Annotated in this window: 21 protein-coding genes; 10 read left to right on the plus strand and 11 right to left on the minus strand. The window is 63.0% G+C overall.

Going from position 1 to position 25,227, the window contains the following annotated elements; genetic code table 11:
* Nucleotides 1-68 precede the first annotated feature (68 nt).
* Entirely contained in the window at nucleotides 69-605 is a 537-nt protein-coding gene (locus NKI96_RS24115) for a dihydrofolate reductase family protein (protein ID WP_023697685.1), read from the plus strand.
* Nucleotides 606-772: 167 nt separating this feature from the next.
* Here NKI96_RS24115 and NKI96_RS24120 read toward each other — a convergent pair whose 3' ends face one another.
* From NKI96_RS24120 to NKI96_RS24140, 5 genes are all read right to left on the minus strand, one after another.
* The gene (locus NKI96_RS24120; protein ID WP_023712767.1) at nucleotides 773-1,633 is read right to left on the minus strand and encodes a patatin-like phospholipase family protein; all 861 of its coding nucleotides are present in this window, start codon (nucleotides 1,631-1,633) and stop codon (nucleotides 773-775) included.
* Nucleotides 1,630-3,006, minus strand: coding sequence for a M16 family metallopeptidase (locus NKI96_RS24125; protein ID WP_352806531.1), 1,377 nt, complete (start codon nucleotides 3,004-3,006; stop codon nucleotides 1,630-1,632). The genes NKI96_RS24120 and NKI96_RS24125 overlap by 4 nt, the downstream gene beginning before the upstream one ends.
* Nucleotides 3,007-3,194: 188 nt before the next feature.
* Nucleotides 3,195-4,550 carry a M16 family metallopeptidase gene (locus tag NKI96_RS24130; RefSeq protein WP_023750501.1) on the minus strand — a complete coding sequence of 452 codons (1,356 nt, stop codon included), beginning with the start codon at nucleotides 4,548-4,550 and terminating at the stop codon, nucleotides 3,195-3,197.
* A gap of 96 nt (nucleotides 4,551-4,646) precedes the next feature.
* The gene (gene rsmD, locus NKI96_RS24135) at nucleotides 4,647-5,201 is read right to left on the minus strand and encodes a 16S rRNA (guanine(966)-N(2))-methyltransferase RsmD (RefSeq protein ID WP_352806534.1); all 555 of its coding nucleotides are present in this window, start codon (nucleotides 5,199-5,201) and stop codon (nucleotides 4,647-4,649) included.
* 47 nt (nucleotides 5,202-5,248) lie between these two features.
* Nucleotides 5,249-7,351 (minus strand): pseudouridine synthase, encoded by a 2,103-nt coding sequence (locus NKI96_RS24140; RefSeq protein WP_352806537.1) that lies wholly within the window; start codon nucleotides 7,349-7,351, stop codon nucleotides 5,249-5,251.
* 180 nt (nucleotides 7,352-7,531) lie between these two features.
* Between NKI96_RS24140 and NKI96_RS24145 the strand changes: the two genes are divergently transcribed.
* Nucleotides 7,532-7,984 carry a nucleoside deaminase gene (locus NKI96_RS24145; protein WP_023682972.1) on the plus strand — a complete coding sequence of 151 codons (453 nt, stop codon included), beginning with the start codon at nucleotides 7,532-7,534 and terminating at the stop codon, nucleotides 7,982-7,984.
* Between the two features lie 28 nt (nucleotides 7,985-8,012).
* On the opposite strand, the gene NKI96_RS24150 is transcribed toward NKI96_RS24145, so the two are convergent.
* The 3 genes from NKI96_RS24150 to NKI96_RS24160 all read right to left on the minus strand — a co-directional run bounded on the left by NKI96_RS24150 (nucleotide 8,013) and on the right by NKI96_RS24160 (nucleotide 12,908).
* A complete protein-coding gene (locus tag NKI96_RS24150) occupies nucleotides 8,013-8,696 on the minus strand; it encodes a hypothetical protein (RefSeq protein WP_352806540.1) in 684 nt (227 codons plus the stop codon).
* A 201-nt stretch (nucleotides 8,697-8,897) separates the two neighbouring features.
* Nucleotides 8,898-11,870, minus strand: a complete 2,973-nt coding sequence (gene ileS / locus NKI96_RS24155; RefSeq protein WP_352806542.1) for an isoleucine--tRNA ligase — start codon at nucleotides 11,868-11,870, stop codon at nucleotides 8,898-8,900.
* Nucleotides 11,871-12,104: 234 nt separating this feature from the next.
* Nucleotides 12,105-12,908 (minus strand): MipA/OmpV family protein, encoded by an 804-nt coding sequence (locus tag NKI96_RS24160; RefSeq protein ID WP_352806556.1) that lies wholly within the window; start codon nucleotides 12,906-12,908, stop codon nucleotides 12,105-12,107.
* Nucleotides 12,909-13,119: 211 nt separating this feature from the next.
* Here NKI96_RS24160 and NKI96_RS24165 point away from each other — a divergent pair, with 211 nt between their 5' ends.
* The 4 genes from NKI96_RS24165 (at nucleotide 13,120) to NKI96_RS24180 (ending at nucleotide 15,014) form a co-directional block, all read left to right on the plus strand.
* Nucleotides 13,120-13,425, plus strand: a complete 306-nt coding sequence (locus tag NKI96_RS24165; RefSeq protein ID WP_023689559.1) for an ArsR/SmtB family transcription factor — start codon at nucleotides 13,120-13,122, stop codon at nucleotides 13,423-13,425.
* Nucleotides 13,422-13,904: an SRPBCC family protein gene (locus NKI96_RS24170; RefSeq protein ID WP_352806545.1), complete on the plus strand. Its 483-nt coding sequence runs from the start codon at nucleotides 13,422-13,424 to the stop codon at nucleotides 13,902-13,904. Before NKI96_RS24165 ends, NKI96_RS24170 begins: the two co-directional genes overlap by 4 nt.
* A 12-nt stretch (nucleotides 13,905-13,916) precedes the next feature.
* Nucleotides 13,917-14,330 (plus strand): MAPEG family protein, encoded by a 414-nt coding sequence (locus NKI96_RS24175; protein ID WP_023671536.1) that lies wholly within the window; start codon nucleotides 13,917-13,919, stop codon nucleotides 14,328-14,330.
* Between the two features lie 129 nt (nucleotides 14,331-14,459).
* Nucleotides 14,460-15,014, plus strand: coding sequence for an HdeD family acid-resistance protein (locus NKI96_RS24180; protein ID WP_023671535.1), 555 nt, complete (start codon nucleotides 14,460-14,462; stop codon nucleotides 15,012-15,014).
* A 28-nt stretch (nucleotides 15,015-15,042) separates the two neighbouring features.
* Here NKI96_RS24180 and NKI96_RS24185 read toward each other — a convergent pair whose 3' ends face one another.
* Together NKI96_RS24185 and NKI96_RS24190 are read right to left on the minus strand one after the other, a co-directional pair.
* Complete coding sequence (locus NKI96_RS24185) at nucleotides 15,043-16,026, minus strand: bifunctional riboflavin kinase/FAD synthetase (RefSeq protein WP_023682976.1); 984 nt, start codon at nucleotides 16,024-16,026, stop codon at nucleotides 15,043-15,045.
* Nucleotides 16,027-16,035: 9 nt separating this feature from the next.
* Entirely contained in the window at nucleotides 16,036-16,896 is an 861-nt protein-coding gene (locus tag NKI96_RS24190; protein ID WP_023671533.1) for a TIGR01459 family HAD-type hydrolase, read from the minus strand.
* A 335-nt stretch (nucleotides 16,897-17,231) separates the two neighbouring features.
* Here NKI96_RS24190 and NKI96_RS24195 point away from each other — a divergent pair, with 335 nt between their 5' ends.
* From NKI96_RS24195 to NKI96_RS24210, 4 genes are all read left to right on the plus strand, one after another.
* On the plus strand, nucleotides 17,232-19,121 hold the full coding sequence (locus NKI96_RS24195; protein WP_352806547.1) for a pilus assembly protein TadG-related protein: 1,890 nt from the start codon (nucleotides 17,232-17,234) through the stop codon (nucleotides 19,119-19,121).
* Nucleotides 19,122-19,308: 187 nt separating this feature from the next.
* A complete protein-coding gene (locus NKI96_RS24200; protein WP_352806550.1) occupies nucleotides 19,309-21,282 on the plus strand; it encodes a pilus assembly protein TadG-related protein in 1,974 nt (657 codons plus the stop codon).
* A 154-nt stretch (nucleotides 21,283-21,436) separates the two neighbouring features.
* Nucleotides 21,437-22,069, plus strand: coding sequence for a LysE family translocator (locus NKI96_RS24205; RefSeq protein WP_023730458.1), 633 nt, complete (start codon nucleotides 21,437-21,439; stop codon nucleotides 22,067-22,069).
* Between the two features lie 146 nt (nucleotides 22,070-22,215).
* A complete protein-coding gene (locus NKI96_RS24210) occupies nucleotides 22,216-22,746 on the plus strand; it encodes a CAP domain-containing protein (RefSeq protein ID WP_023671529.1) in 531 nt (176 codons plus the stop codon).
* Between the two features lie 29 nt (nucleotides 22,747-22,775).
* Here the strand turns inward: NKI96_RS24210 and NKI96_RS24215 are convergent, their stop codons facing one another.
* Entirely contained in the window at nucleotides 22,776-25,193 is a 2,418-nt protein-coding gene (locus tag NKI96_RS24215; RefSeq protein WP_352806558.1) for an EAL domain-containing protein, read from the minus strand.
* Nucleotides 25,194-25,227: the final 34 nt, after the last annotated feature.

Raw genomic sequence — 25,227 nt, forward strand, 5'->3', positions numbered from 1 at the left:
CTTTTTTTTCGCAGAGCGGTCGCAAAAGGCTCACACGGTTCGTCCTTTGACAGAAGAAGGAGAGCGCCATGAGAAACCTTATTATCACCGAGTTCATCAGCATCGATGGCATCGCCGAGGTCGAGAAGCTGCCCAGCGTGACCTGGAACGATGAGATGCAAAGGTTCAAGGAGGACGAGCTTGCCGACAGCGGGGCCATGCTTCTGGGGCGCACGACCTACGAGATTTTTGCCGGCTCTTGGCCCAAGGAAACCGGAGACTTCGCCGACCGGTTCAATGCGCTGCCGAAATATGTCGCGTCGACAAGCCCGAAGGCACTCGACTGGAAACCGGCCGAGTTGCTGAAGGGTGTGTTGCCGGAAGCGGTTCGGGCGCTGAAGCAAGGCAGCGGCGGCAACATCTATGTGCATGGCAGCCTGAGCGTCGCGCGGGAATTGCTGCGCCATGGTCTGGTCGATCGCGTCAGGCTGCTGAGCTACCCTGGCTCCGTCGGGGAGGGCAAGAAGCTGTTCCCGCCCGATATGCCGGTGGCGTTGGAGCCGATCTCGACCGTACAGTTCAGCAATGGCGTGGTGGCGCTGGAATATGCGGCTGGGAGGGTGTGAGACGCTGGTGGGTAATCTCCCCTTGAGGGGAGATGTCGCCGAAGGCGACAGAGGCGGTCGGTCCGTCCTGACGCAACCTCCTATCGACAGTAGGAGGTCTAGCTTCACGCGAGACGACCCCCTCTGGCCTGCCGGCCATCTCCCCCTCGAGGGGGGAGATCGGCAGCTCACCCTACTTTCTTCCCCCGCTTGCCCTTGGCACGCGCCTCGACCACTCTTTCCACCTCGCGCTTCAGTTCGTCCTTGACCTCCTGCGTCTCGGCCATCAGCGTGTCGATCTTCATGAAATCGAGCACGCGGTATTTCGACACTGGCGGGCGGATCAATATGTCTGGTGGGCGCTGGTTCAGCTTGTGGGCGATGATCGACTGCATCATCAATTGCGTCGCGCCGTACATCAGGTCGACCGTGGTCGGGTGCTTGCGCTCGGCCTCGCTCGGCGCGCCGACGACGTCGATGGCGATGATGATGTCGGCGTCGTTTTCGATGAGGTCGAACGGCACCGGATTGTAGATGCCGCCGTCGATCAGCACGCGGTCGTCGCGCGTCACCGGGCGGAACACGGCGGGAATGGCAGCCGAGGCGGCGAGCGCCGAATGCAGGTCGCCCTCGTCGAAGACGGCCAGCTTGTGACCGAAATAGTCCGTCGCCGTCACCTTCAGCGGGATTTTCAGCTCGGCGAAGGTTTCCGGGATGGCTTCCGGCAGGAACGCCTTCAAGATGCGCTCTATGTTGAACTGGCTGACTCGGATGCCGCCCTGCATCGCCTCGGCGATGGTGCCGGGACGCGAGCGCCACATGCGCGCCGCCACCTCGGCGCGGCGGCCGAGGATCGAGCGGGCGTAGTCCTCGATGTCCTTGCCGCTCATGCCCGAGGCCATGCCGGCGCCCATGATGGCGCCGATCGAGGAGCCGGCGATGGCCACGGGCTTGATGCCGAGCTCGTCCAGCGCCTCGACGATGTGGATATGGGCGAGGCCGCGCGCGCCGCCGCCGCCAAAGGCGATACCGAAAGTCGGACCTGTCATTTGGCCTCCAGCTTCGGCCCGATGCTCATGATCGCGGGCGCCGGCGTCAGCAGCTTCTTCGCCGCTGCCTTGACCTGATCGAGCGTCACGCCGTTGATGAGCGCCGCGCGGCGCTGCACGTAGTCGATGCCGAGATTGTCGAGCTGCAATTCCACCAGGGTCGCGGCAATGGCGCTGGAAGAATCCAGATTGCTGATAGCATAGGAGCCGACCATGTATTTCTTGGTCGCGTCCAGCTCGGCCTCGGTCGGCCCCTCCTGCGCCATCTTCTTGACCACCTCCTTGACGATGCCGAGCGTCTCGGCGGCGCGGTCGGAACGCGTCGCCGTGGTGATGATCAGCGCATTGGAATGCTGGTGGTCGACCAGGTTGGAATCGACGGAGTAGGCCAAGCCGCGCTTTTCCCGCACCTCGTCATAGAGGCGCGAGGTGAAGGTGCCGCCGCCGAGAATCTGGTTCATCAGCACCGCGGGGAAGAAATCCGGCGCATCGCGCTTCACACCGGGGTAGGCAAACTGCAGCGAGGTCTGCGGCAGGTCGTAGTCGACCTCGAGCTGCTGGCCGAGCTTCAGCTCGGTATCGGCAACCGGTTGCAGCACCTGCTTTTCCGGCAGATCGCCGAAGACCTCATCGAGCTTCCGTTTCAGCGTCGCGGCATCTATGTCGCCGACCACCGCAACATGCAGGCCGCTGCGGGCGAAATTGGCCTTGTGGAAGGCAGCCAGATCCGCTGCCGTGATGGTGGCGATGCTGTCCTTGGTGCCCTGGTCGGGCCTGGAATACGGATGGTCGCCATAGATGGCGCGCAGCCATTTGGTTTGCGCGACGGTGTTGGGGTCACGCTCATTGGCGATGATGCCGGACAGGATCTGGGCGCGGATACGGTCGATCGGCGCCTGGTCGAAGCGCGGGCTGGTGACCGCCAGCCTGAGCAGGTCGAAGGCCGCATCCTTCTGCTCGGCCAGCATCCGCATCGCGCCATAGGTGCCGTCGCGCGCCGCTTCGAAGCCCATTTCGGCGCCGGCATCGTCAAGCTTGATCTGGAAGGCCTCGCTGTCGAGGTCGCCGGCGCCCTCGTCGAATAGGCCGGTCATCAGATTGACCAGCCCTTCCCGCCCCGCCGGATCCTGCGTCGAGCCGCCATCGAAGACGAAGCGGATGGCGACGATCGGAATGGAGTGGTCCTCGACCAGCCAGGCGTTGACGCCTTTCGATGAGGTCACCGGCTGAATGTCCATCGCGTGCGCGGCAAGCGCCGGCAGGATGAGGAAGAAGATGCCGAGGAACAGTGTGGCGAAGACGTGGAGAACCGCGATGCGCCTATGAGTAATCGCATCAGGCCATTGATCGCCAAGGTCAGCTCCGCCCCTCATCGCGCTGCCGGGCACTTCTCCCCGTATAGTGACGGGGAGAAGGGGTCTCGCCGCGACGCTGGCGCTCTTCTTACGACGCTGATGGTTGGCGAAATCGACGATGACAGCGCCCCTCTCCCCGTCACTATAGGGGGAGAGGATGCCGGCAGGCAGGTGAGGGGCAGCGCTAACGCTCAATCTCGTCATCATCAATTCCCCGCCTGTTGCTGCGGCAAGAGATAGCCGGTCGTCGTACGATCGAGCAGCAGATAGCGTGCGGCGACCGCCTTGATCTCATCGGCGGTGACCTTGCGAATGCGGTCCGGCCATTCCTCGATATCCCTGACGTTGCCGCCGGTGGCGAGCTCGGCGCCGTAGAGATTGGCCATCTCGTCCTGCTTGTCGCGGGCGAAGATCATGGCCCTGATATAGCGGGCCTTGGCCTTCTCCAGCTCATCGGCGGTGACGCCGTCCTTGACGATGCGGGCGATCTCGGCGTCGACGGCCGCCTCGACGTCGCTCAGCTTGGCGTCGCCGCGCGGCGCGCCATAGACGGTGAAATTGGTGGCGTCGAGCATCGTACCCTGGAAGAAGGCGCCGGTCGCCGATGCGATGCCTTGCTTGACCACGAGTTGCTGGTAGAGCCTGCTGCGGCTGCCGCCGCCAAGGATCTCTCCCAGCAGGTCGAGCGCCTCGGCCTCGCCGGGTTTTGCCGTGTGGTAGGACGGAACCACCCATTGCGTCGAAAAGCTCGGCACCGAAACGCGCCCATCGGTGAGCGTCACCGTGCGCTTGGTGTTCTGCTCCGGCTCGACCGGGCGGATGCGCGGGGGCAGGTCGGGACCGCGCGCGACCTTGCCATAGGTTTTTTCGGCCAGCGCCTTCACGACCTCCGGCTCGACATCGCCGGCCACGATCAGCACCGCATTATTGGGGCGGTAGTATTTGTCATAGAAGGCAACCGCATCGGTGCGGTTCAACTGCTCCATCTCCTGCATCCAGCCGATCACCGGAATGCGGTAGGGCTGGTTCTGCCAGAGCGTCGCGTCGACCTCTTCGTCGAGCACCGCCTGCGGATTGCTGTCGATGCGCGCGCGGCGCTCTTCCAGGATCACGTCGCGCTCGGTCTTGATGACCTCGTCGGTCAAGATGAGGTTGCGCATGCGATCGGCCTCGAAGCTCATCATCTCACCAAGTGCCGAGGGCGCCACCGTCTCGTGGAAGGCAGTGTAGTCATATGAGGTGAAGGCGTTGTTGGAGCCGCCGATGGCCGATATGGCGCGGTCGAACTCGCCCGCGGCGTGGTTGGTCGTGGCCTTGAACATCAGGTGTTCGAAGAAGTGCGCTATGCCGGACTTGCCTGGCGGCTCGTCGGCGCTGCCGATCTTGTACCACACCATATGGGTGACGATGGGGGCGCGATGATCGGGAATGACCACCACCTCCATGCCATTGTCGAGCAGGAAGTTGGCCACCTTGCCATCATCCGCGGCCAGGGCCGGGCCGGCCATGGTCAGCGCGGTGGCGAGCAAGGCCCTCCGCAGCCATTCAGTATGAGATGTCATTGATGGCTCCGGTTGTTATCGCGCGACGATAGGCAAGGTCAGCCGCGGAGGCAAAGTGAATTGTGCGTCATTTTGAAGGCGCCGATCGCCACACCCTTACGCAAGCTCGATGAACCGGACCACCGTCTCGCCGTAGTTTCGTTCATCAACCACCGAGAATTCCGGCCCAATCTCGAAGGGCGCCGAGGCGGCTTCCTCGATCACGCAGAGCGCGCCGGGCAGCAACCAGCCGCCATCCCTGGCCGAGCGCAGGGCGCGCTCGCCAAGGCCCTTGCCATAGGGCGGATCGGCGAAGACCAGGCCGAATGTCGCAAGCGTACCGGCCTCACCCAGGGCGGTCGCGTCGCGGCGGAAGATCTTGGTGCGGCCGGTAAGGCCAAAAGCCTCGACATTGGTGCGGATCAGGCCGCGCCCTTCGGCCGATTCTTCGATAAAGACGCCATAGGAAGCGCCGCGCGACAGCGCTTCGAGGCCGAGAGCGCCGGTGCCGGCGAAAAGGTCGAGCACACGCGCGCCGTCGAGCTTGTCGGCAAAGCGGTGCGCCAGCACGTTGAAGACGGCCTCGCGGGCGCGGTCGGTCGTCGGGCGGATGGCATGGTCGCGCGGCGTCGCCAGCGGACGCCCGCGAAATTGGCCGCCGACGATTCTCATTTATGCCCGGGTCTCATTTAAGGCCGGATCTCATTTAAGTCCCGGCATCATCTGGTCCTCGGGCCCTTGGGACCGTTGCGTGGCCGCTCGCCGCCCCGACCGCCATCCGGACGCTCGCCACCCGGCTTGCCGAACGGCTTGGCTCCGCCCGGCTTGCCATAGGCCGGCTTGCCATAGGACGGCTTGAACGACGCCTTGCGCGCCTTGGCCTCGGCCACCTTGGCGGCATCGGCTTCCGCCCTGCCCTTGCCGATCGGACGCGCGCCCGGCGCCATCCAGACATTAGCCTTGCGCTGGCCCGGCGGATCGATCGGCCGCTGCTCGCGCTCGGGCTTCTTGCCGCCGCGCGGTTTGTCACCAAAGGCGCCGCGCGGCTTGTCGCCGAAGCCTCCACGGGGCTTGTCGCCAAAATCGCCGCGCGGCTTTTCGCGAAACTCGCTGCGCGGCTTGTCCGAAAACTCGCTGCGCTCGGGTCTCGGGCCGCGTTCGCCAAAGCTCTTTTCCGGCCTCGCGCCCCTTTCGGGACTGGTCGACAGCTTGCCGAGCGCTTCGTCGCGGCTGCCTTCGCGGCGCTTGCGGTTCTTGATAAGACCGCCCTCGCCGATCGGCCGATGGTCACCCTCGCGGGTGACTTTCGGCCGTTCCGGCTCCGCGTCACGCTCTCGCCGCACCGGCTGGTTGGAAAACGGCTTGATGATCTCGGCGTCGAAATTGGCGCCGGATTCCTCGACCAGTCGCTCGCCGAGCTGGTCGCGCAAGACGCGGCCCTTGATCTCCAGCACATGGCCTTCGGCGAGATCGTCGAGCTGGAACGGTCCGTAGGAGATACGGATCAGCCGCGTCACGTCGAGGCCGAGCGATCCAAGGATGTTCTTCACTTCGCGGTTCTTGCCTTCGCGCAGGCCGATCGTCAGCCAGGCGTTGGTGCCTTGTTCACGATCGAGCGTCGCCTCGATGGCGCCGTAGAAGACGCCGTCGACGGCAATGCCTTCACGCAGGCCTGCGAGCATGCTTTCCTCGACCTTGCCATGAACGCGCACGCGGTAACGGCGCAGCCAGCCAGTGGCAGGCAGTTCGAGCACGCGCGACAGACCGCCATCATTGGTGAGCAGCAGCAGGCCTTCGGTGTTGATGTCGAGGCGGCCGATGGTCATCAGCCGTGGCAATTCGGCCGGCAGCACGTCGAACACGGTCTTGCGGCCCTCGGGGTCGCGGTTGGTGGTAACGACGCCGGCCGGCTTGTGAAACAGGAACAGGCGGGTGCGCTCGATCGGCGGGATCTCCATGCCGTCGAGATGGATGATGTCGCCCGGCATGACGTTGAAGGCCGGCGAGGTCAAAGCCCGGTTGTTGACCTTGACACGGCCCGCCGCGATCAGGTCTTCGGCGTCGCGGCGCGACGCCAGGCCGGCGCGGGCCAACCGCTTGGCGATACGCTCGCCGGCTTCTTCCGCATCTGCCGGACGCGGGCGCGACTTGAAGGCGCCGCCAGATGCTTGCGGCCGGTCACCACCGAAATCGCGCTTGGGGCGATCGCTGAAGTCACGCTTGGGACGATCTCCGGCGTCTCGCTGCGCGCGATCGCCCAAATCGCGCTTTGGTCGGTCGAAACGCTTTTCGCCTTCGGCAGCCACCGGCCGGTCGCCGCGTGGTGCGTAAGGCTTGCGTGGCCCTTCGCGCTTTTCGAAAGGCTTGCCTTCGGGACGCGGCCCCTTGCTGAATGGCCGATCGCCGCCCTTAAAATCGCGTTTTGGCCGCTCGCCATCGGCCGCAATCGGCCGATCGCCGCGCGGTGCATAAGGCTTGCGCGGCCCCTCGCGCTTCTCATAGGGCTTGCGTTCACCCTCGGCCGCCATAGGGCGATCGCCACGTGGTGCATATGGCTTGCGCGGTCCGTCGCGCTTTTCGTAGGGCTTGCCTTCCGGGCGCGGACCTTTGTTGAATGGCCGGTCGCCACTTTTGAAATCGCGCTTGGGCCGCTCGCCCTCAGCCGCTGCCGGCCGGGCGCCGCGCGGTGAATAGGGTTTCTTGGCCCCGAAGGAGGGTTTGCCGCTTTTGCCGGCGGCGCCATCGCGGCGCGGCCCCGCGGCTCCAGGGCCGCTTTTGCTCGGGCCTTTGTGGCGCGGAGATTTCTTGTCGTTGTCGTCCATGTGGCCTTTGCCTTGTTGCGCTGCTACAGCGTGGCGCATCCTTTCGGACGCGCAAAGGACGCTATAGCACTTTGATTTGGCGCATGATCATTTCCGAAAATCTGTTCCGATATTCGGGTTGACGCGCTCCATAACAGGATCACCGCCAAGTGGCGAGGAGATAATCGGAATGGAAACCGCGTGAAGCGGCCGGATTTCATGGCGCTGGCGCTGAAAGAGGCGCAAGCCGCCGCCTTGCGCGGAGAAGTTCCGGTTGGCGCCGTCATCGCCAGCGGCGACACGGTGGTGGCATCCGCCGGTAACCGCACCCGCGAACTTGCCGATCCGACGGCGCATGCCGAAATGCTGGCCATCCGCGCGGCCTGCCAAACGCTCTCCAGCGAGCGGCTGACCGGCCACGACCTCTATGTGACGCTGGAACCCTGCGCCATGTGCGCAGGCGCCATTTCCTTCGCCAGGCTGCGCCGGCTCTATTTCGGCGCGGCCGACGAGAAGGGCGGCGCGGTGGTCAACGGCGTGCGCTTCTTCGCCTCGCCGACTTGCCACCATAAGCCCGACATCTATCCGGGCATGGCCGAGGCCGACGCGGCGCTGCTGCTAAGGGAATTCTTTCGGGAAAGACGCGAAACGTAGAGCCTTCAGCTACCGAAGGCGACGGTTCCTACCAGGAGGGCAGCCAGTCGAAGAGCCCGCCGCTCTTGCCCTTGGCGGCCGCTTCCTTCTTGAGGCGGCGTTCCTTCTTGTATTCATCCTCGCCGAGTTCGCCCTGCGGCGCCGTGTCGGAGGCAGCTCGATAGGCCAGAGGCGGCTCGCTCAGATATCTGCGAGTGTTGGGGTCGCCCTGCTTTTGCTCTGCGGTGCGGCGCTGGATCTCGGCGGCGCGGCCCTTGTCTGAATCCTTCGGCGACCAGGCCGGCGGGTGGCTGGAGCCCGAATCCGCCAGCGCCTTCTTCACGGAAGCCGGATCGGTCTGCACGTCGTCGACGATCCCCGATTGATAGGACGGGTCGTCCTGGTGGGCAGTGGCGTCGGCACGCAGACGGGCGCGGCGCTGCTCGGGCGATTCGGGCCATTCGGTGCTGGCCGTCTCGATGCTTTCCTGTGGCGGCGGCAGCACTTCCTTCTGCCCCGGCGCCGGCTTTACCAGCTCCGGACGCGGCCTGTAGTCGATCTGTTCCTTGTGCTTGGGCGTGATCGCGAAGGCGCCGGAAAGGTCGCCCGCAAGCTGCTCGCCAGCCGTCTTGTCGGTGCCGTAGGTCGGCGAACCCATGCAGCCGGACAGAGCGAGGCCGGACACGACAAGCGGCGCCAGCAGCGCAACGCGCGCATAAGTTCTCTTGGTCATGCCAAAAAGTCCCACTCTAGACAGCCTCTCGATCGCCACCGGCCGAAGGTCCGGTCCCCATCGTCCACGCTCTTGCGACGGAATTCCGGCGACAATTTGTCTTCCGGAGTTTCGTCTGTTTAGCTGAACCACTCGTTAAGGGCAACGCGCGGGCGGTTTTCACCCGCCCGCCGTGGCATTTGTGCACCGGCTTATGAGCGCTTACAAACGCCCCAGAGCCTTGAGTTCATGCAGCACGGCGGCATCGCGGGCAGACACGTCGGGGAATTCCACGTCCTGCCCGACATCGGCGGTATAGCGCCACGAACGCGCGCATTTGACCAAGCCGCGGTCCTCGGCCTTTTCGACCACCACCGCGACACCTTTGACATCGTCGAGCGCAAAGGCGCCTTCCGGCGCCTTGCCGTGGGCGATGACGAGATCGCTGGTGATCGCCATTTCGGCCATGTCGACATCGGCGATCGCGGTTTCTAGCGAGGCATCGTCGAGGGTCACAACCGGCACGGCTTCCAGCGAGGCACCGATGACCTTCTGAGCGCGTGCGATCTCGAGCGCGCCGGTGACGACTCGGCGAACCTGCCGCACCTTGCGCCATTTCTCAGCCAGTGCCTCGTTCTTCCAGTCGGCCGGAATGTCGGGGAACTGGTCGAGATGCAGCGAGACAGCATCCGGATGACGGTCGAGCCAGGCTTCTTCCGTGGTGAAGGGCAGCATCGGCGCCAGCCATTTCACCAGGCAGTCGAAGAGGTGGCGCACCACTTGTACCGAGGCCTTGCGCTTCACGCTGGCGGGTCCCTCGCAATAGAGCGCGTCCTTCCTGATGTCGAAATAGAAGGCCGACAGCTCGACCACCATGAAGTCGAGCAAAGTGCGGGTGATGCGTTTGAACTCGAACGCGTCGTAGCCCGAGCGCACGACCTCATCGAGTTCGGCCAGCCGATGCAGCATCAGCCGCTCCAGTTCCGGCATCTTGTCCAGCGGCACCTCCTCGCCATCATCATGGGCGAGCGTGCCCAGCATCCAGCGGATGGTGTTGCGAAGCTTGCGGTAGGCGTCGATGTTGGTCTGCAGCACGTTCTTGCCGAGACGCTGGTCTTCCCAATAATCCGTCGTCACCACCCATAGCCGCAGAATGTCGGCGCCGGACTGCTTGATGACGTCTTGCGGCACGACGGTGTTGCCGAGCGATTTCGACATCTTTCGCCCCTCCTCATCCATGGTGAAGCCATGGGTGACGACGGTGTCGTAAGGTGCCCTGCCCCTGGTGCCGCAGCTTTCGAGCAGCGAGGAGTGGAACCAGCCGCGGTGCTGGTCGGAACCTTCGAGATAGACGTCGGCCGGCCATTTCAGGTCCGGACGGTCTTCCAGCGTGAAGACATGCGTCGAGCCCGAATCGAACCAGACGTCAAGGATGTCCATCACCTGCTTCCATTTGGAGGCATCGTGATTGCCGAGGAAACGCTCCTTGGCGCCGGCAGCGAACCAGGCGTCGGCGCCTTCCCTCTCGAATGCGTCCATGACGCGCTGGTTGACGGCATCGTCCTTCAGCACATTGCCGTCCTCGTCGGCAAAGACGGCGATCGGCACGCCCCAGGCGCGCTGGCGCGACAAGACCCAATCCGGGCGTTCCTCGATCATGGCGCGGATACGGTTCTGGCCGGCCGCCGGCACGAAGCGTGTGTCATCGATCGCCTTCAGCGCACGGCTGCGCAGCGTCGTGCCATCGCCGAGGTCCTTGTCCATATAGACGAACCATTGCGGCGTGTTGCGGAAGATGATCGGCTTCTTCGACCGCCACGAGTGCGGATAGCTGTGCTTCAGCCGGCCGCGCGCGAACAGCGCGTTGCGCTTGATCAGTTCGTCGATGACCGCCTGGTTGGCATTGCCCTTCTTGCCGTTGTCGTCGATGACGCGCGCCGCCCCGCCTTCGCGATCCGGGCCAAAACCCGGCGCGTCCCTAGTGAAGAAGCCGGCATCATCTACAGTGAAGGGGATGGCAGGGTCGATGCCGCGTGCGCGCAAATCCGATGCCGCATCCATCCAGGCATCAAAGTCCTCGCGGCCATGGCCGGGCGCGGTGTGGACGAAGCCGGTGCCGGCGTCGTCGGTGACATGATCGCCGGCCAGCATCGGCACGGCGAATTCGTAGCCGCCGCCGAGACCTTTGAAGGGATGTGAAAGTGTAAGGCTTCCAAGCTCTTCGACCGAAACGCTGCGAAGGCGATTCAAGGTGACCTTGGCCTTGGCCGAAGAGTCTTCGGCAAGCGCATCTGCAAAGATCAGCTTTTCACCGGGCTGTGGACCGAACGAATTTTCGGCTGCGGTAACTTCATAAAGGCCGTAGCCGATCCGTGACGAATAGTTGACGGCACGGTTGCCGGGGATCGTCCACGGGGTTGTCGTCCAGATGACGACGTGGGCATCCCTCAGTTCCTTGATAGCTTCCCAAGCGCCACCCAACTCGGGTGTCGTGACAGTTCTTCCTGATCCAGCGCCGACGATCGGGAACTTCACCCAGATCGTGTCGCTCTCATAATCATGGTATTCGATCTCGGCCTCGGCCAGTGCGGTGCGCTCGACGACGCTCCACATTACCGGCTTGGAGCCGCGATAGAGCTGGCCCGACATGGCGAACTTCAACAACTCCCCGGCGATGCGCGACTCCGAGTGGAAAGCCATCGTCGTATAGGGGTTCTTGAAGTCGCCGACGACGCCGAGCCGCTGGAACTCGCCACCCTGCACCGTGATCCAGTTCGCGGCGAAGTCGCGGCATTCCTTGCGAAACTCGTTGACCGGCACCTCGTCCTTGTTCTTGCCCTTGGCGCGGTACTGTTCCTCGATCTTCCATTCGATCGGCAGGCCGTGGCAGTCCCAGCCGGGCACGTAATTGGAGTCATAGCCGCGCATCTGGAACGAGCGGGTGATGACGTCCTTGAGGATCTTGTTCAGCGCGTGGCCGATATGGATGTTGCCGTTGGCGTAGGGCGGGCCGTCATGCAGCACGTATTTTTCGCGGCCGGCGGCCGCCTCGCGCAGCTTGGCGTAAAGGTCCATATCCTGCCAGCGCTTGACCAGCAGCGGTTCCTTTTCCGGCAAGCCGGCGCGCATCGGGAAATCCGTCTGCGGCAGGTAAAGCGTCTTGGAATAGTCGATCGTTTCAACAGTGTCGGTCATTGGTCTGCCATGTGCATTGCCCGGCGGGCGTAAAAGCTCGGGCGTGAACTATCATGATTTGGAAAAAGCGCGAGGGGGCGCGCAAAACTCCCGGCGGCTCCGGCGGCGCTCAGGCCGCCCGGAACACCGGGCCTGTAATTCGTATCGTCAGCGCGCGAAGGCGTGAAAAGCTCGTCATTGCCGGGCTTTTAGCCGAGAAAGCCGCAGGAATAAAGCGTCTCTTGTTCGATTCACTTACATCGCGAAGTCGAAGCGATAGGTGGTCGAGACGCCGACCGTGAACTGGTTACGGTCGCCGCGCTCCTTGACCAGGCTGGAATCGGCAGCCGGGCCCATCAGGCGCGCATATTCGCCGAACAGGCTGGCGGTCATCGGATCGGTCACCTTCCAGGTGATGGCGCCACCAAGGCCGGTCGATTTCAGGCCGCCGCCAGGATGGTATTCGCTCAGGCCCGAGGCCGCAGCCTCCTTGGCGTTGACACCATAATAAGAGTCGAAATAGCCCGACGAGGCAAAGGACACGCGTGGTCCGCCCGAAATTCTGACAGTCGGCGTCACGTCGTAGAAAGCATCGGCGGCGATGTCGGCGACAAAGCCATCCTGGGCACGAATGCCATGGCGCAGTTCGGCGCGGGCGCGCAGCCAGTCCGTCGGATAGATTTCGAAGAAGCCGCCGACCTCACCGCCCCAGCGCACCGGGTCGAGGCCCTTGAGCTCATCCTTGCTGTCGCGGGAAAACAGGAATTTTCCGGTCAGGCCGGCGCGGACGCCGCCATCGTCGACCAGCGCCAGCGAGATGTTGTCGTTGCGCGAGGTAAAGCGCGCGGCCGGGCCGGCCTTGCCCAGCGAGATGATCGGCGATGCGCTGAGCAGATAGCTGTTGGAGCCCTCGAATTTCGGCGCGACCATGCCGGTGGCGCCAAGCGTCAGGTACCAGTCGCCGGACATCCAGCCGAAGGCACCCTCGCCCGCATTGGCGGTGGACACAGTGAGCAGCGCCGAGGCGAGAAACAGCGGAATCGTCCAGACAATACGCATCATCACCCCATACGCGAAACAAACGGAGAGAACACCCGGCAGCCAAAGCCATGGCGCCGGTTCGGTAAAATTTGACTTAAAATCTACAGCAGTGGCGGCAACTGCGACCCTGTTTTTTGCGCTGTGGCCAATTTGAACAGGGCGCCGCCGGGCCTGTGGCGAGTTGACAGAAATAGCGAGGTTGCCTAAATTCGCGTTAGTGCAGACTAACATGAACAGATGGACAGCGCTTGGCGACCCGACCAGGCGGACGATCTTCGAACTGCTGGTCGAACAACCCTGTTCGGTCGGGGAATTGGCTCGTGCGCTTCCTGTCACCCGGCCGGCGGTCTCGCAGCACCTGAAGGTGCTCAAGGACGCCGGCCTCGTGGCCAACACACGGCTAGGCAAGCAACGCATCTACCGGGTCGAACCGGAAGGCTTGGCCAGCCTGCGCGCCGAACTCGACCGGTTCTGGAGCAAGACCTTGGCCGCCTACAAAGTGGTCGTCGAACAGCCCTTGAAGGAGCAGGAATGAGCACACATCAACCGCCCGTGAGGCACTCCATCCTTGTCGAGGCTCCGATCGCACATGCCTTCAAGGTCTTCACCGAGGACTTCGGCAGTTTCAAACCCAAAGAGCATAACCTGCTTGCGGTGCCGATCGCGGAGACGATCTTCGAACCCCGCGTTGGCGGTCACGTCTACGACCGCGGTGTGGATGGCAGCGAGTGCCGCTGGGCACGGGTGCTGGCCTACGAGCCGCCGAACCGACTGCTTCTGAGTTGGGATATCAGCCCTCAATGGCAGATCGAGACCAATCCGGACATGACCAGCGAGTGGGAAGTCCGGTTTACGGCGGAGACGAATAGCCGGACCCGCGTCGAGATCGAGCATCGCAATCTCGAACGTCATGGCGAAGGCTGGGAAGGCGTGCGCTTTGGGATTGACGGTGATCGAGGCTGGCCGCTGTATCTCAGGCGATTCCAAGATCTTTTTGCCAGCGAGGTGACCTGAAGGAGCACAATTATGGAACCCTATTGGCTAAGCATCCTCGGTGTACTGATCCTCTGTCTTTTGTCAGTCGCGCTGGCGGTTTACTCGGGTTCGTCCAAGGGATTTGCCGGAGCGCTTTCCGGTCCGGTGATCCCGGCCGACGACGCCAATCTCCTCTACAGGATCGACCGCGTGCATATGAACTCGGTCGAGGCGCTGGCGCCTTTTGTCGTCCCGGCGGTGCTGGCCATGATGGTTGGCGTTGGGTCGGCCACGTTGGCGACCATTGTCTGGGTTCATGTGGCGATACGCCTGCTTCACCTGGGGGTTTACCTACGCGGCGGCAATGCCGCCAAGGGTGGCAGTGTCAGAACGATCGTCTACGTCTCTGGAGCGATCGTCACGCTTGTCCTCGTCCTTGTGACTGGGTGGGCTGCCATAAATTGACACGTACGCGCGAACCTCAAGCCACCGACGCTTTGTTTGTTTTGCTAGCCGTCGCCATCGGCTGGACGTCCGCTACAGCCGGGGCTAACCTCCCGGCAAGGTGCCAGGCGATTTCGAGGAGATGCAGCCATGACCCTGCACGGTGATACCCTCAAAGATGCGATCGGCCGGACACGGGACAAATGGGGGTGGTTCGTCGCGCTCGGCGTGCTGCTGCTCATCTTCGGCGGCATTGCCTTCGGCAATCTGTTCATCGCCACCGTCGCCTCGGTCTATGTCGTGGGCTGGCTGATGCTGATGGCCGGCATCATCGAGATCGTGCATGCCTTCGGCGTGAAGACCTGGAGTCGCTTCTTCTATTGGCTGCTCAGCGGCCTACTTTATGCCGTTGCCGGTTTCTTTGCCTTCGACAATCCGCTGCTGGCCTCGACGGTGCTGACCTTGCTGCTGGCGGTGGCGCTGGTCGCTTCAGGCGCGCTCAGGGCCTGGGTCGGCTATAGCCACCGACCGGAAAAGGGCTGGGGCTGGGTCGTCGCGGCGGGCCTGATCAGTGTGCTGGCGGGGCTGACCATCGCCATGGGCTGGCCGGTCAACAGCCTGTGGGTGCTCGGCCTGTTCCTGGCCATCGACCTGATCTTCCAGGGCTGGAGCTTCATCGCTCTCGGACTGGCGTTGAAGAAGTAGGGCTTGAAGAGGTAAGCGGCCGGAAGGCTCAAAAAGCGATGGCGCCGTCCAGATCCGAAAGCGGCCTGACGCCGGCCAGCAGCGCGCGCGCCTCCGCCTCGTCGCGCTTCATTTGTGCCACCAGCCCATCGAGCCCATCGAACTTCACCTCGGGACGCAAAAAGCCGAAGAGCGATACGTCGCAGATCTCGCCATAGAGATCGCCGGCAAAGTCGAAGACGAAGGTTTCGAGCAGCGGCGCGCCATTGTCGTCGACAGTCGGGCGACGCCCGAAGCTGGCGACACCATCATAGAGCGTGCCGTCGGCGCGGCGAAAGCGGACGGCATAAATCCCTTCCTTCAGAGTCGTTTCCGGCGAAAGCCTCATGTTGGCTGTCGGGAAGCCGAGCGTGCGGCCGAGCTGCTGGCCGCCGATCACTTCGCTTTCGACGGTGAAGCGGTAGCCGAGCAGGCCTGCGGCCTCGGCGACCTCTCCCTCGCAGAGCAGCTCGCGGATACGGCTCGACGACACCACCTCGGCGCCCTCGTCGCGAAAGGCGTCGACCAGGGTGACGCCGAAACCATGGCGCTCGCCTGCCGCCATCAGAAACGCAGGACCGCCCTGCCGGTCCTTGCCGAAGTGAAAATCGAAGCCGGTGACGGCATGGGTGATGCCGAGGTTCGTCTCCAGCACATCGGTCACGAAAGCCTCGGCCGACAGGCCGGCAAAGGCGCGCGTGAACGGCTGTTCGACGAGTGCGGCAAAGCCCAGATGCGACAGCAGCCGCGCCTTCATCGGCGGCGGCGTCAATACGAACAGCGGCATATCGGGCCTGAACACCTTGCGCGGATGCGGGTCGAAGGTCAGCACCAGCGCCGGCACGCCGCGCCGCCCGGCTTCGGCAAGCGCGCGATCGAGCACCGCCTGGTGGCCGCGATGGACGCCGTCGAAATTGCCGATCGCCACCACGCCGCCGCGCAAATGCGGCGGCAGCGGCGCGGTTGCTGAAATGTGTTCGAAAGCTGCGCTCATGCAGCAACCCTACCGCAGTCTCGGAATGACGGCGACCGGCCGGTAGCCGTGCTTTTGCAGAAAGGCTGCAAGCCTGGCGGGGTCCGGCTGCATGGGATCGCCATAGTCGCGCGCGTGAATGCCGCCCGAGACGTAAAGCACGTCGATGCCGTTGTCGGCGGCGCCCTTGACGTCGGTCATCATGCCGTCGCCGATGGCCAGCACCTCGGTGCGCGCGACGTCTCGGCCTAGAAGCACGGCAACCTCCCGCAGCGCTACGTCATAGACCGGCGCATAAGGTTTTCCGGCGATCAGCGTGCGGCCGCCAAGCTGGGCATAGTCGCGCGCCAAGGCGCCGGCGCACCAGATCATGCGCTCGCCGCGTTCGACCACGATGTCGGGATTGGCGCAGATGAAAGGCAGGTTCCTGGCGCGCAGCCGGCGCAGCAGATCGGCGTAATCCTCAGGCGTTTCCACCTCGTCGTCGAACAGCCCGGTGCAGACCGCGCCGGAGGCCTCGAACTCCTCGACGAGCTCGACGTCCAGACCGTCATAGAGGGTGAAATCGCGGTCGGCGCCGATATGGAAGATTTTTCGTGGGCCTTCGGCGATAAGGTCGCGGGTCACATCGCCTGAGGTCACGACGCGGTCGTAGGCGGCGGCGGGAACGCCGATCGCATTCATCTGCGCCACCACATCGGCATTGCGGCGCGGCGAGTTGGTGATCAGGACGACCGGGACCTTCGCCGCACGCGCGGCGGCAAGCGCTTCGGCAGCCGCCGGAAAATGCCATTCGCCATTGTGGATCACGCCCCAGACATCGCACAGGATGGCCGAGTAGGCGCCCGACAAATCCGCGAGCGAGCCGATGATATCAGGCGAATCCGCCATGCCGTTTACCTGCTGTGACGATCATTGCGAGAGCTGCAGCCGACGGTCCGCCGCAACCGGCCCCGCATTAACCGAAGCGTTTCATCCTGTCACCAGCTTTTCGGCACTTGCCAGGCTGTTGCGCAACGGCTGATCGAAGGTTGCACAGGCAGGAACCACCCTTCTCCGAGCTTCGGTCTATCGAAACAATGTCGCACCGCTGATCACCAGGGCCGAGTGGTTAACGAGCCTTGAAAAGATGGGCCTATGTTGAACGCATTTCAGCAACCTGAAATTTAACGATTTTGTGGGCATCTTCGGACCGATATTGGGGTCCTGGCAGGGGTGCTGAAGGCATGATCCGCAGATTTCTGAACGACAGACGCGGCAACTATGCCTTGATGACAGTGATCACCATGGTGCCCTTGATTGGCGCGCTGGCGCTTGCCATCGACTACACCGATCTCTTGCGCCAAAAGCAGAACATGCTGAATGCGCTGGATGCCGCCGGGATCGCCACAGCGCAGCAGATCGTCACCGGGGCGACCGACACGGCAGTCAAGGCCTATGCGAAGGATTTCTTCGAAGCCAATCTCGGCCGCGTCAAAGCAGCCAATACGGCCCTGACGGTGACGCTTCCCAACAACAACGCAGGTGGTGGCACGCTGAAGCTGTGCGCCGAATTGACGTACCACCCCTATTTCCTGCCGGCAGCGGCCATGATGATCGGAAGAACCGCCGCCGACGTCACAACATCGGCATGCTCGGAGATCCGCCTCAAAAACACGCTGGAAGTGTCTCTCGTGCTCGACAATTCCGGCTCTATGAGCACCAACGGCTCCGGCACCGGCCAGCCGCGAATAGATTTGCTCAAGAAGGCCGCGACCGAGCTTGTCAATACAATGGCGCTCCAGGCCGCACAAATGAAGCAGGTGACCAAGCCGGTGCAGTTCTCGCTGGTCCCGTTTTCTGCGTCGGTCAATGTCGGCGCTCCGATCCCCCCGGCTCCATTGCCGACGTGGCTGGACACGACCGGCATTTCCCCGATCCATCATCAGAACTTCGATTGGTCGACGATGACAGCGGCGGCAAATGCCACCAAATGGATCGAAAAAGTAGGCAGCGTTTACTACCAGCGCGGCACGGGCTGGGGCACTGACAAAGACAAGGAGATGACGCGTTTCACCCTCTATCAGGACATGATGGCAACGACCTGTACGAAGAAAAACTCGAACGGCACTTGCAAGACTTCCGTCGTCGCCAAATACGAAGCCTGGAAGGGCTGCGTGGAGGCGAGGCCGTATCCCTATAATGACGACGACACGTCGCCGACCACTGGCACGCCCGCCACCATGTTCGTGCCGATGTTCGCGCCGGACGAAGCTGGCAATTTCTGGACCGACACAACTCGCACCAGCACATCGACGTGGGGTTACGCCAACAATTGGTGGATCGATTATTCCGACACGCTGACTGTCCCCAAACGCCAGGCGGATATGCGCAAGTATTTTCTGACAAAGCCCTGGGACGCAGCAGCCGCTGCGGCCGATGATGGACCCAATTCGGCATGCACGACCGCCGCGATCACGCCGTTGCAGGACATAACCACCACCGATGGCAAGAAAATCCTGACGGATGCCATCAATGCCATGGCCCCGACGGGCAACACCAACGTGCCGGAAGGGCTGGCCTGGGGCTGGCGGACGGTGTCGAGCAACGAGCCTTTTACGCAAGGCCGGCCGAACACCGAAAGAGGCAACGACAAAGTGGTCATCGTCCTGACCGACGGCGCAAACACCTATAGCATCGGCCCCAGCAACGACATGACCAGCAACTACGCCAAGAATGGATCGACCTACGCCGCCTATGGCTACACCGGCCCTAATTTTCCGAAGCCAGTGGAGCCTGCGACCCGCCTGTTCGTCAACACGACCGTCGCCAAGACAACCTATACGGCGACCAACTACACGGCCGCGCTTGACGAGCAGATGCAAACCCTTTGCGCCAATGCGAAGAATTCGAACATTCTCTTGATGACCGTCTCGCTCGACCTTGTTAGTTCCAAGCCGGCGGAAAAGACTGCCATAGATGCGCTCAAGAAATGCTCCTCGGATTCGCGCTTCCGCAAGGATCCGACCGACCCGAGCAAACCGGCGAAGCTGTACTGGAACGCGACCGGCGCCACCTTGTCGCAAAGTTTCAAGGAAATCGCCGACGAACTGTCGAACCTGCGCATCGTCAGCTGATCGGCGCGATCTTTCGAACAAGGCGCTCCGCCTCGGCGGGGCGTTTTGCGTTCGGCAGCTGGCGCATTTGGTTAGCGCCTGGTGAAGCGCTATCCGCGCAATCGAGCAGTTTCCCAAACCCGTCCTTCAACGTTTTGTGAAACTGTGGCGGCATTGAAGAATCCGCAGGCGGGGCCGCTTACATCACATGCGTGAACTCTGGCGCACATTCCGGCGTGACTTCTGGCGTGACCGCCGCGGCAATTACGCTCTGATGACCGTTGTGGCGATGGTGCCACTGATGGGCGGCGTGGCCATGGCCGTCGACTACACCGGCGTGGTCAGCGAGAAGCAGAGGGTGGTCAACGCGCTCGACGCCGCCAACTTCGCCACCGCGCGCCGGCTGGTGGAAGGCGCCACCGACGACCAGTTGCGGGCCTATGCGCTCGACTTCTTCAAGGCAAACCTCAACGACGTCGATCCCGCCGACACGACGCTCAGCGTTACGCTGCCCAGCAGCACGACCGGCGGCGGCATCGTCAAGCTGTGCGCCAGCCTGGTCTACAAGCCCTATTTCCTGCCGGCAGCGGCGATGCTGATCGGCAGGACGTCGGAAAACGTCACCTACTCCGTGTGTTCGCAAGTCCGGCTGAAGAACACGCTGGAAGTGGCCATGGTGCTCGACAATTCGGGGTCGATGTCGAACACGGGCACGGGTGCCGGACAAAAGCGCATCGACCTTCTCAAGCAAGCCGCCAAGCAGCTCGTCGACACGCTTGCCTTGCAGGCCGCGATGATCAAGCAGATCGACAAGCCGGTCCAGTTCAGCCTTGTGCCGTTCGCCGCCTCGGTCAATGTCGGCGCCAGCAACGACAACGCGTCGTGGATCGACGCCTACGGACTGTCGCCCATCCACAATGAGAATTTCGCCTGGTCCACGCTTAACGCAGCCGACAAATATGCCCAGAAGATCGGCGGCATCTGGTACAAGAAAGGCACTGGCTGGGGTGAGCAGGAGGGGCAGATGCTGACCCGCTTCTCGCTCTACCGCGACATGAAGGTGGTCACCAGCCACGAGCGCATCGTCGGCAGCAAACGCGTGGTCTGCGACAAATATCGCGCCAATCATACATGCTCGGACAGCCACAACGAATACGACTACAACGACACATACGGACCGTTCGCCAGCTGGCAGGGCTGCGTCGAAGTGCGGCCCTATCCCTATAATGTCAACGACGCGCCGGCCTCCGGCGGACCGAACAACACCGGCACCGGCGTCGGCGATCCCGCGACCATGTTCGTGCCGATGTTCGCGCCAGACGAGCCGGGCAATCATTGGTACATAACGCAGGACCCCGACGAGGTGGCCCCCAAGACCTATGGCGCGGCCAACAGCTGGTGGAACGACGATCCGGCGAGCACCACCGGCAAGACCAGGCAGTCCAACATGGCCAAGTATTTCCAGCCACGGCCGATGAACGCGCCGGTGCTGGGGACGGGTGCCGGTCCGAATTACAGCTGCACCACCACGCCGATCACACCGCTGACCGACGTCGCCAACGCCGCCGGGCTGACCAAGATCAAGGCTGCGATCGACCTGATGACGCCCAACGGCAACACCAATGTGCCGGAAGGCATGGCCTGGGGCTGGCGCACCGTCTCCAGCACGGAGCCTTTCACAGGAGGACGTCCTGAGACGGAACGAGGCAATGACAAGGTGGTCATCGTGCTCACCGACGGCGAGAACACCTATTCGACGTTGAGTTCCGACCCCGCCGGCAACAAGTCGACCTATGCCGGCTATGGCTATACCGGCGTCGGCTACAACGGCACTGCGGTCACCCGCCTGTTCGGCGGCACGTCGAGCGCCATCGGCCAGCTCAACTATTCGTCGAGCAACTACACCGCCGCGCTCAACGAGCAGATGGCGACGCTGTGCAACAACGCCAAGGCGGCCAACATCATGGTGATGACGGTGGCGCTCGACATGTCGACGACCGACGCCGGCGACAAGAGCGCGATGGAGGCACTGAAGACGTGCTCATCGGACTCGCGCTTCCGCAAGGATCCGACCGACCCGAGCAAGCCTGCAAAACTGTTCTGGAACGCGACCGGCGCCACGCTGTCCGACAATTTCAAGGAAATCGCCAACGAGCTCTCGAACCTGCGCGTGGTGAGCTGAGGGTTGAAGCTGCTGATCTTCCCCCTTGCGGGGGAAATTGACGGCTTCGCCGCTTTCGACATTTTCGACGCTGGCGCAAAGTCTCCGGCCATCATGCTCTTGCGGTGAGTCAAAACGCGTGCTCGGTATCGTCACCGCTTCCCGGAGATTGCCCGTGCCCGAAACCGCCAACCATCTCGCCTTCGCGCTGGTCTGCCTGGGCATGGTGCTGACGCCCGGGCCGAACATGATCTACCTGATCTCGCGCTCGCTGTCGCAAGGCCCCAAGGCCGGGCTGATCTCGCTCGGCGGCGTGGCGGCCGGCTTTCTGTTCTATGTCGTATCGGCTGCGCTGGGCATCACCGCGCTGCTGCTTGCCGTGCCGTTTGCCTATGACGCACTGCGCATTGCCGGCGCGCTCTATCTGCTATGGCTCGCCTGGCAAGCAGTGCGGCCCGGCGGGCGCTCACCATTCCAGGTGCGCGAACTGCCGAAGGACAGGCCGCGCAAGCTGTTCGCGATGGGCCTGATGACCAATCTCCTCAACCCCAAGGTGGCGGTGCTTTATCTGTCGCTGCTGCCGCAGTTCATCTCGCTGGGCAAGGGCCATGTGCTGTCGCAGCTTCTGGTGCTCGGCGCCACGCAGATCTCGATCAGCCTGACCGTCAATGCCATCATCGCGGTAACGGCCGGTTCGATCGCCACCTTTCTTGCCGGACGGCCGCTATGGATGGTCATCCAGCGCTGGATGATGGGCACGGTGCTTGCTGGGCTGGCGCTTAAAATGGCGACCGACGCGCAACGCTGATCGGACGCAGCGCGCCGAGACTACATCGGCCGCCGACCTTCCCATTCGAATCGGCCGGCCGAACCTGCACGGAGGCCAGCGATTGAGATTTTCGCAGCCCTGCCCGGCAAAAGCCATGATCGCCGCTAAGTCAGGCAGGCATGACAATGATCTGCACCACCAATCACCCGCTCGCGCAAACCCGCTCTGGCGCAGCAAGTCCAAAACCAAACAGGCGCCTACTGCTGATCGGCCTTGCAGCCATGGCCGGCCTCGCTGCTTGCAGCACGGTCTCGGTGCCGACCGGCGAAGGCGCCGGTGTCTCGTCCTCCGCCACCGCGACGCTGGCCGGCATCCGAGCTTCGGCCGGACTGCCGGCGCTGGTGCCGGACGCCCAGCTCGAGCAGGCCGCTCGGCAGCAGGCCGGCTATATGGCCTCACGCGAACGCATGAGCCACACGACGGGCTGGGGAAAGGATTTCGCCTCGCGGATGAAGGACAATGGCGTGCGGGGCGCAGCCGCCGAGAACATCGCGGAGGGCCGCTTCGACCAGCAGAAACTGTTCGACATCTGGATGCATTCGGCCGGCCACCGCCGCAACATGCTCGATCCGGATTTCAGCCGCTTCGGCCTCGCCTATGTACGCGACGGGCGCGACAGCGCCATCCGCTACTGGAGCCTGGTGCTCGGAAAGTAAAGACCAGCGGCTACGACGCGAGCCGGCCGTCAGCCTTTCGCGATCAACTTGCCGATACCCCCGGCCGACAGCGGTTTGCTGAAATAATTGCCCTGCACCTCGTCGCAATTGTTCTTGCGCAGGAAGGCGACCTGGTCTTCCGTTTCGACACCTTCGGCCAGCACCCGAAGGTTCAACTTCTGCCCCAGGGAAATCACGGCGCCGGTGACCGCCTGATCGTTCTCGTCGGTCGCGAGATCGTTGATGAAGGACTTGTCGATCTTCAGCCGCGCCACCGGAAACGTCTTGAGGGCGCTGAGACTGGAATAGCCTGTTCCGAAATCGTCGATCGATATCTGCACGCCGAGCTTTTGCAGTCCGTTCATCGTTGCGACCGCCAGCTCGAAATCCTGCATGATCAGGCTTTCCGTCACTTCGAGCTCGAGATACCTCGCCTCCAGGCCGCTTTCCTTCAATGCGTTGACGACGCGGTCGATCAGGTTCTTCTCCCGGAACTGCCGCGCCGACACGTTGACGCAGACGGTTACGGGCGACAGACCGGCGCGCTGCCAGACTTTGTTCTGCCGGCAGGCTTCGTGCAGGATCCAGTCGCCGAGCGGCACGATCAGCCCGGTCTCCTCGGCGGTCGGGATGAACATCGCCGGCGAAACCAGGCCTCGCGTCGGGTGGTTCCAGCGCACCAGCGCTTCGACGGCGAAAACCTGCCCCGATCGCAGATCCACCTGTGGCTGATAATGCAGAGCGAATTCCGACCGGGCGAGCGCGTTTCGCAATTCCTCCTGAAGCAGGAATTTTTCATGTGCCGTTGAGTTGAACTCCGGGGCATAGAACTGGAAATTGTCGCGGCCGAATTCCTTGGCGCGATACATGGCTGCGTCGGCATTAGCCAACAGCGTATCCGGGCTGGTCCCGTCCTTCGGGTAATTTGCGATGCCGATGCTGGCCGTCGTTCTCAGCCGATGCTCTCCGACAAGAACCGGTTCCGCGATCGCATCCCTGATCGTCTGCAGGGTTTCCGAGACCACATCGACATTGGTGGTTTGGTCGAACAGGACGATGACAAATTCGTCGCCGCCAAGCCGCACGACGGTGTCGGTGGCCTTCACGCATCCAACCAAACGGCTGGCGACGGTCTTGAGGAGTTCGTCGCCGGCATTGTGGCCAAACGTATCGTTCACCAGTTTGAAATTGTCGAGATCGATGAACACCACCGTCATCCAGCGATTGTATCGCTGCGCGTAGAGGACCGCCTGGGAAAGCCGATCCTCCAGCAAAGCGCGATTGGGCAGGCCGGTCAGCGCATCATGGTTGGCCATGAAGTGGATCTGGTCTTCCGCCAATTTGCGCTCGATCGCGATGCCGGCAATGTGTGTGGTGAATTCGATCAGGCGGGTCTCGGCATGGGTGGGTTCGCGCACGGTCATCGAATACATGGCAAAGGCGCCCAACACGACGCCCCGATGCGACAGGATCGGGGTTGACCAGCACGAACGATAGCCATGGGCTGCCGCCAGTTCGCGGTAATCGTCCCAAAGCGGATCCTGCAGAATATCGGTAACAATGACCGGTTCCCGCCGGTAGATGGCGGTTCCGCAGGATCCCACCTTGGGACCGATGGCCGCCCCATCGATGGCGCTCGTATAGGCTTTCGCCAGGCCCGGCGCCGCACCGTGACGCAAATGAATGCCGTCCTTGTCGAGCAGCAGGACGGAACCGAATATCCCCTTCAACTGAGCCTCGACGAAGCGCATGAGGCGGTCGAGCACGTCCTCCAGCGGCGCGCTCGTGGCAATCATTTCGAGGATCTGCGCCTGCCCGCTGCGAAGGACATCCGCCTGCTTGCGGGCGGTAATGTCGTGGGCGATGCCAACCAGGCCGAAGATTTCATTTTGGCGATTGCGCAACGGCACCTTCGTCGACGAAAGCCATTTGCCGTTCCCCGACGCATCGACGACAAACTCTTCCGCGTCGATCACTGGTTGTCCGCTCTTGAGCAGGCGCTGCTCGACCAGGCGAAATTTCCGCGCAACTTCCGGGGGGTGGAGATCAAAATCGGTCAAACCGATCATGTCGCTGGTCTTGTTGCGGCCGCTATCGGTCGCAAGGGCGCTGTTGACCACGACGAAACGGCTTTGCGTATCCTTGACCCAGAGATAATCGGGCACCCAGTCGATCAGCGCCTGCAGCGAAATGCGCTCGTCGACGATCTGCCGATTGGCGAGGAGTTCAGTGATGTCCTCATGCGTGGCGATCCAACTGCCATCGGGCATGGGCTGGTTACGGATCTGGATTGTGCGACCATCGACAAGTTTGGCGGTCCAGAGCCGCGAAGCCTTGCCCGAATTGATCGAGCGAGCCGTTGCGAGATAGGTGTCGGCCGCCCTGGGGCCGCGCGCCGGCCGCGGGGCGGGGGGGGCGGGGGGTGGGGAAAAGGAGACCCCCCCCACAAGACACCACGCAGAGGTAAATACAAAACAACAA

This window comes from Mesorhizobium sp. M0292 (assembly GCF_040321695.1).
Taxonomy (GTDB): Bacteria; Pseudomonadota; Alphaproteobacteria; order Rhizobiales; family Rhizobiaceae; genus Mesorhizobium.

Bases quoted from the DNA above. Each gene is read 5' to 3' on its own strand.
- NKI96_RS24170 (WP_352806545.1), top strand. From the start codon at position 13,422: ATGAGCACACATCAACCGCCCGTGAGGCACTCCATCCTTGTCGAGGCT.
- NKI96_RS24200 (WP_352806550.1), top strand. From the start codon at position 19,309: ATGCGTGAACTCTGGCGCACATTCCGGCGTGACTTCTGGCGTGACCGC.
- NKI96_RS24120 (WP_023712767.1), bottom strand. From the start codon at position 1,633: ATGACAGGTCCGACTTTCGGTATCGCCTTTGGCGGCGGCGGCGCGCGC.
- rsmD (WP_352806534.1), bottom strand. From the start codon at position 5,201: ATGAGAATCGTCGGCGGCCAATTTCGCGGGCGTCCGCTGGCGACGCCG.
- NKI96_RS24125 (WP_352806531.1), bottom strand. From the start codon at position 3,006: ATGAGGGGCGGAGCTGACCTTGGCGATCAATGGCCTGATGCGATTACT.
- NKI96_RS24160 (WP_352806556.1), bottom strand. From the start codon at position 12,908: ATGCGTATTGTCTGGACGATTCCGCTGTTTCTCGCCTCGGCGCTGCTC.
- NKI96_RS24195 (WP_352806547.1), top strand. From the start codon at position 17,232: ATGATCCGCAGATTTCTGAACGACAGACGCGGCAACTATGCCTTGATG.
- NKI96_RS24175 (WP_023671536.1), top strand. From the start codon at position 13,917: ATGGAACCCTATTGGCTAAGCATCCTCGGTGTACTGATCCTCTGTCTT.
- NKI96_RS24150 (WP_352806540.1), bottom strand. From the start codon at position 8,696: ATGACCAAGAGAACTTATGCGCGCGTTGCGCTGCTGGCGCCGCTTGTC.
- NKI96_RS24190 (WP_023671533.1), bottom strand. From the start codon at position 16,896: ATGGCGGATTCGCCTGATATCATCGGCTCGCTCGCGGATTTGTCGGGC.
- NKI96_RS24130 (WP_023750501.1), bottom strand. From the start codon at position 4,550: ATGACATCTCATACTGAATGGCTGCGGAGGGCCTTGCTCGCCACCGCG.
- NKI96_RS24165 (WP_023689559.1), top strand. From the start codon at position 13,120: ATGAACAGATGGACAGCGCTTGGCGACCCGACCAGGCGGACGATCTTC.
- NKI96_RS24180 (WP_023671535.1), top strand. From the start codon at position 14,460: ATGACCCTGCACGGTGATACCCTCAAAGATGCGATCGGCCGGACACGG.
- NKI96_RS24115 (WP_023697685.1), top strand. From the start codon at position 69: ATGAGAAACCTTATTATCACCGAGTTCATCAGCATCGATGGCATCGCC.
- ileS (WP_352806542.1), bottom strand. From the start codon at position 11,870: ATGACCGACACTGTTGAAACGATCGACTATTCCAAGACGCTTTACCTG.
- NKI96_RS24210 (WP_023671529.1), top strand. From the start codon at position 22,216: ATGATCTGCACCACCAATCACCCGCTCGCGCAAACCCGCTCTGGCGCA.
- NKI96_RS24140 (WP_352806537.1), bottom strand. From the start codon at position 7,351: ATGGACGACAACGACAAGAAATCTCCGCGCCACAAAGGCCCGAGCAAA.
- NKI96_RS24185 (WP_023682976.1), bottom strand. From the start codon at position 16,026: ATGAGCGCAGCTTTCGAACACATTTCAGCAACCGCGCCGCTGCCGCCG.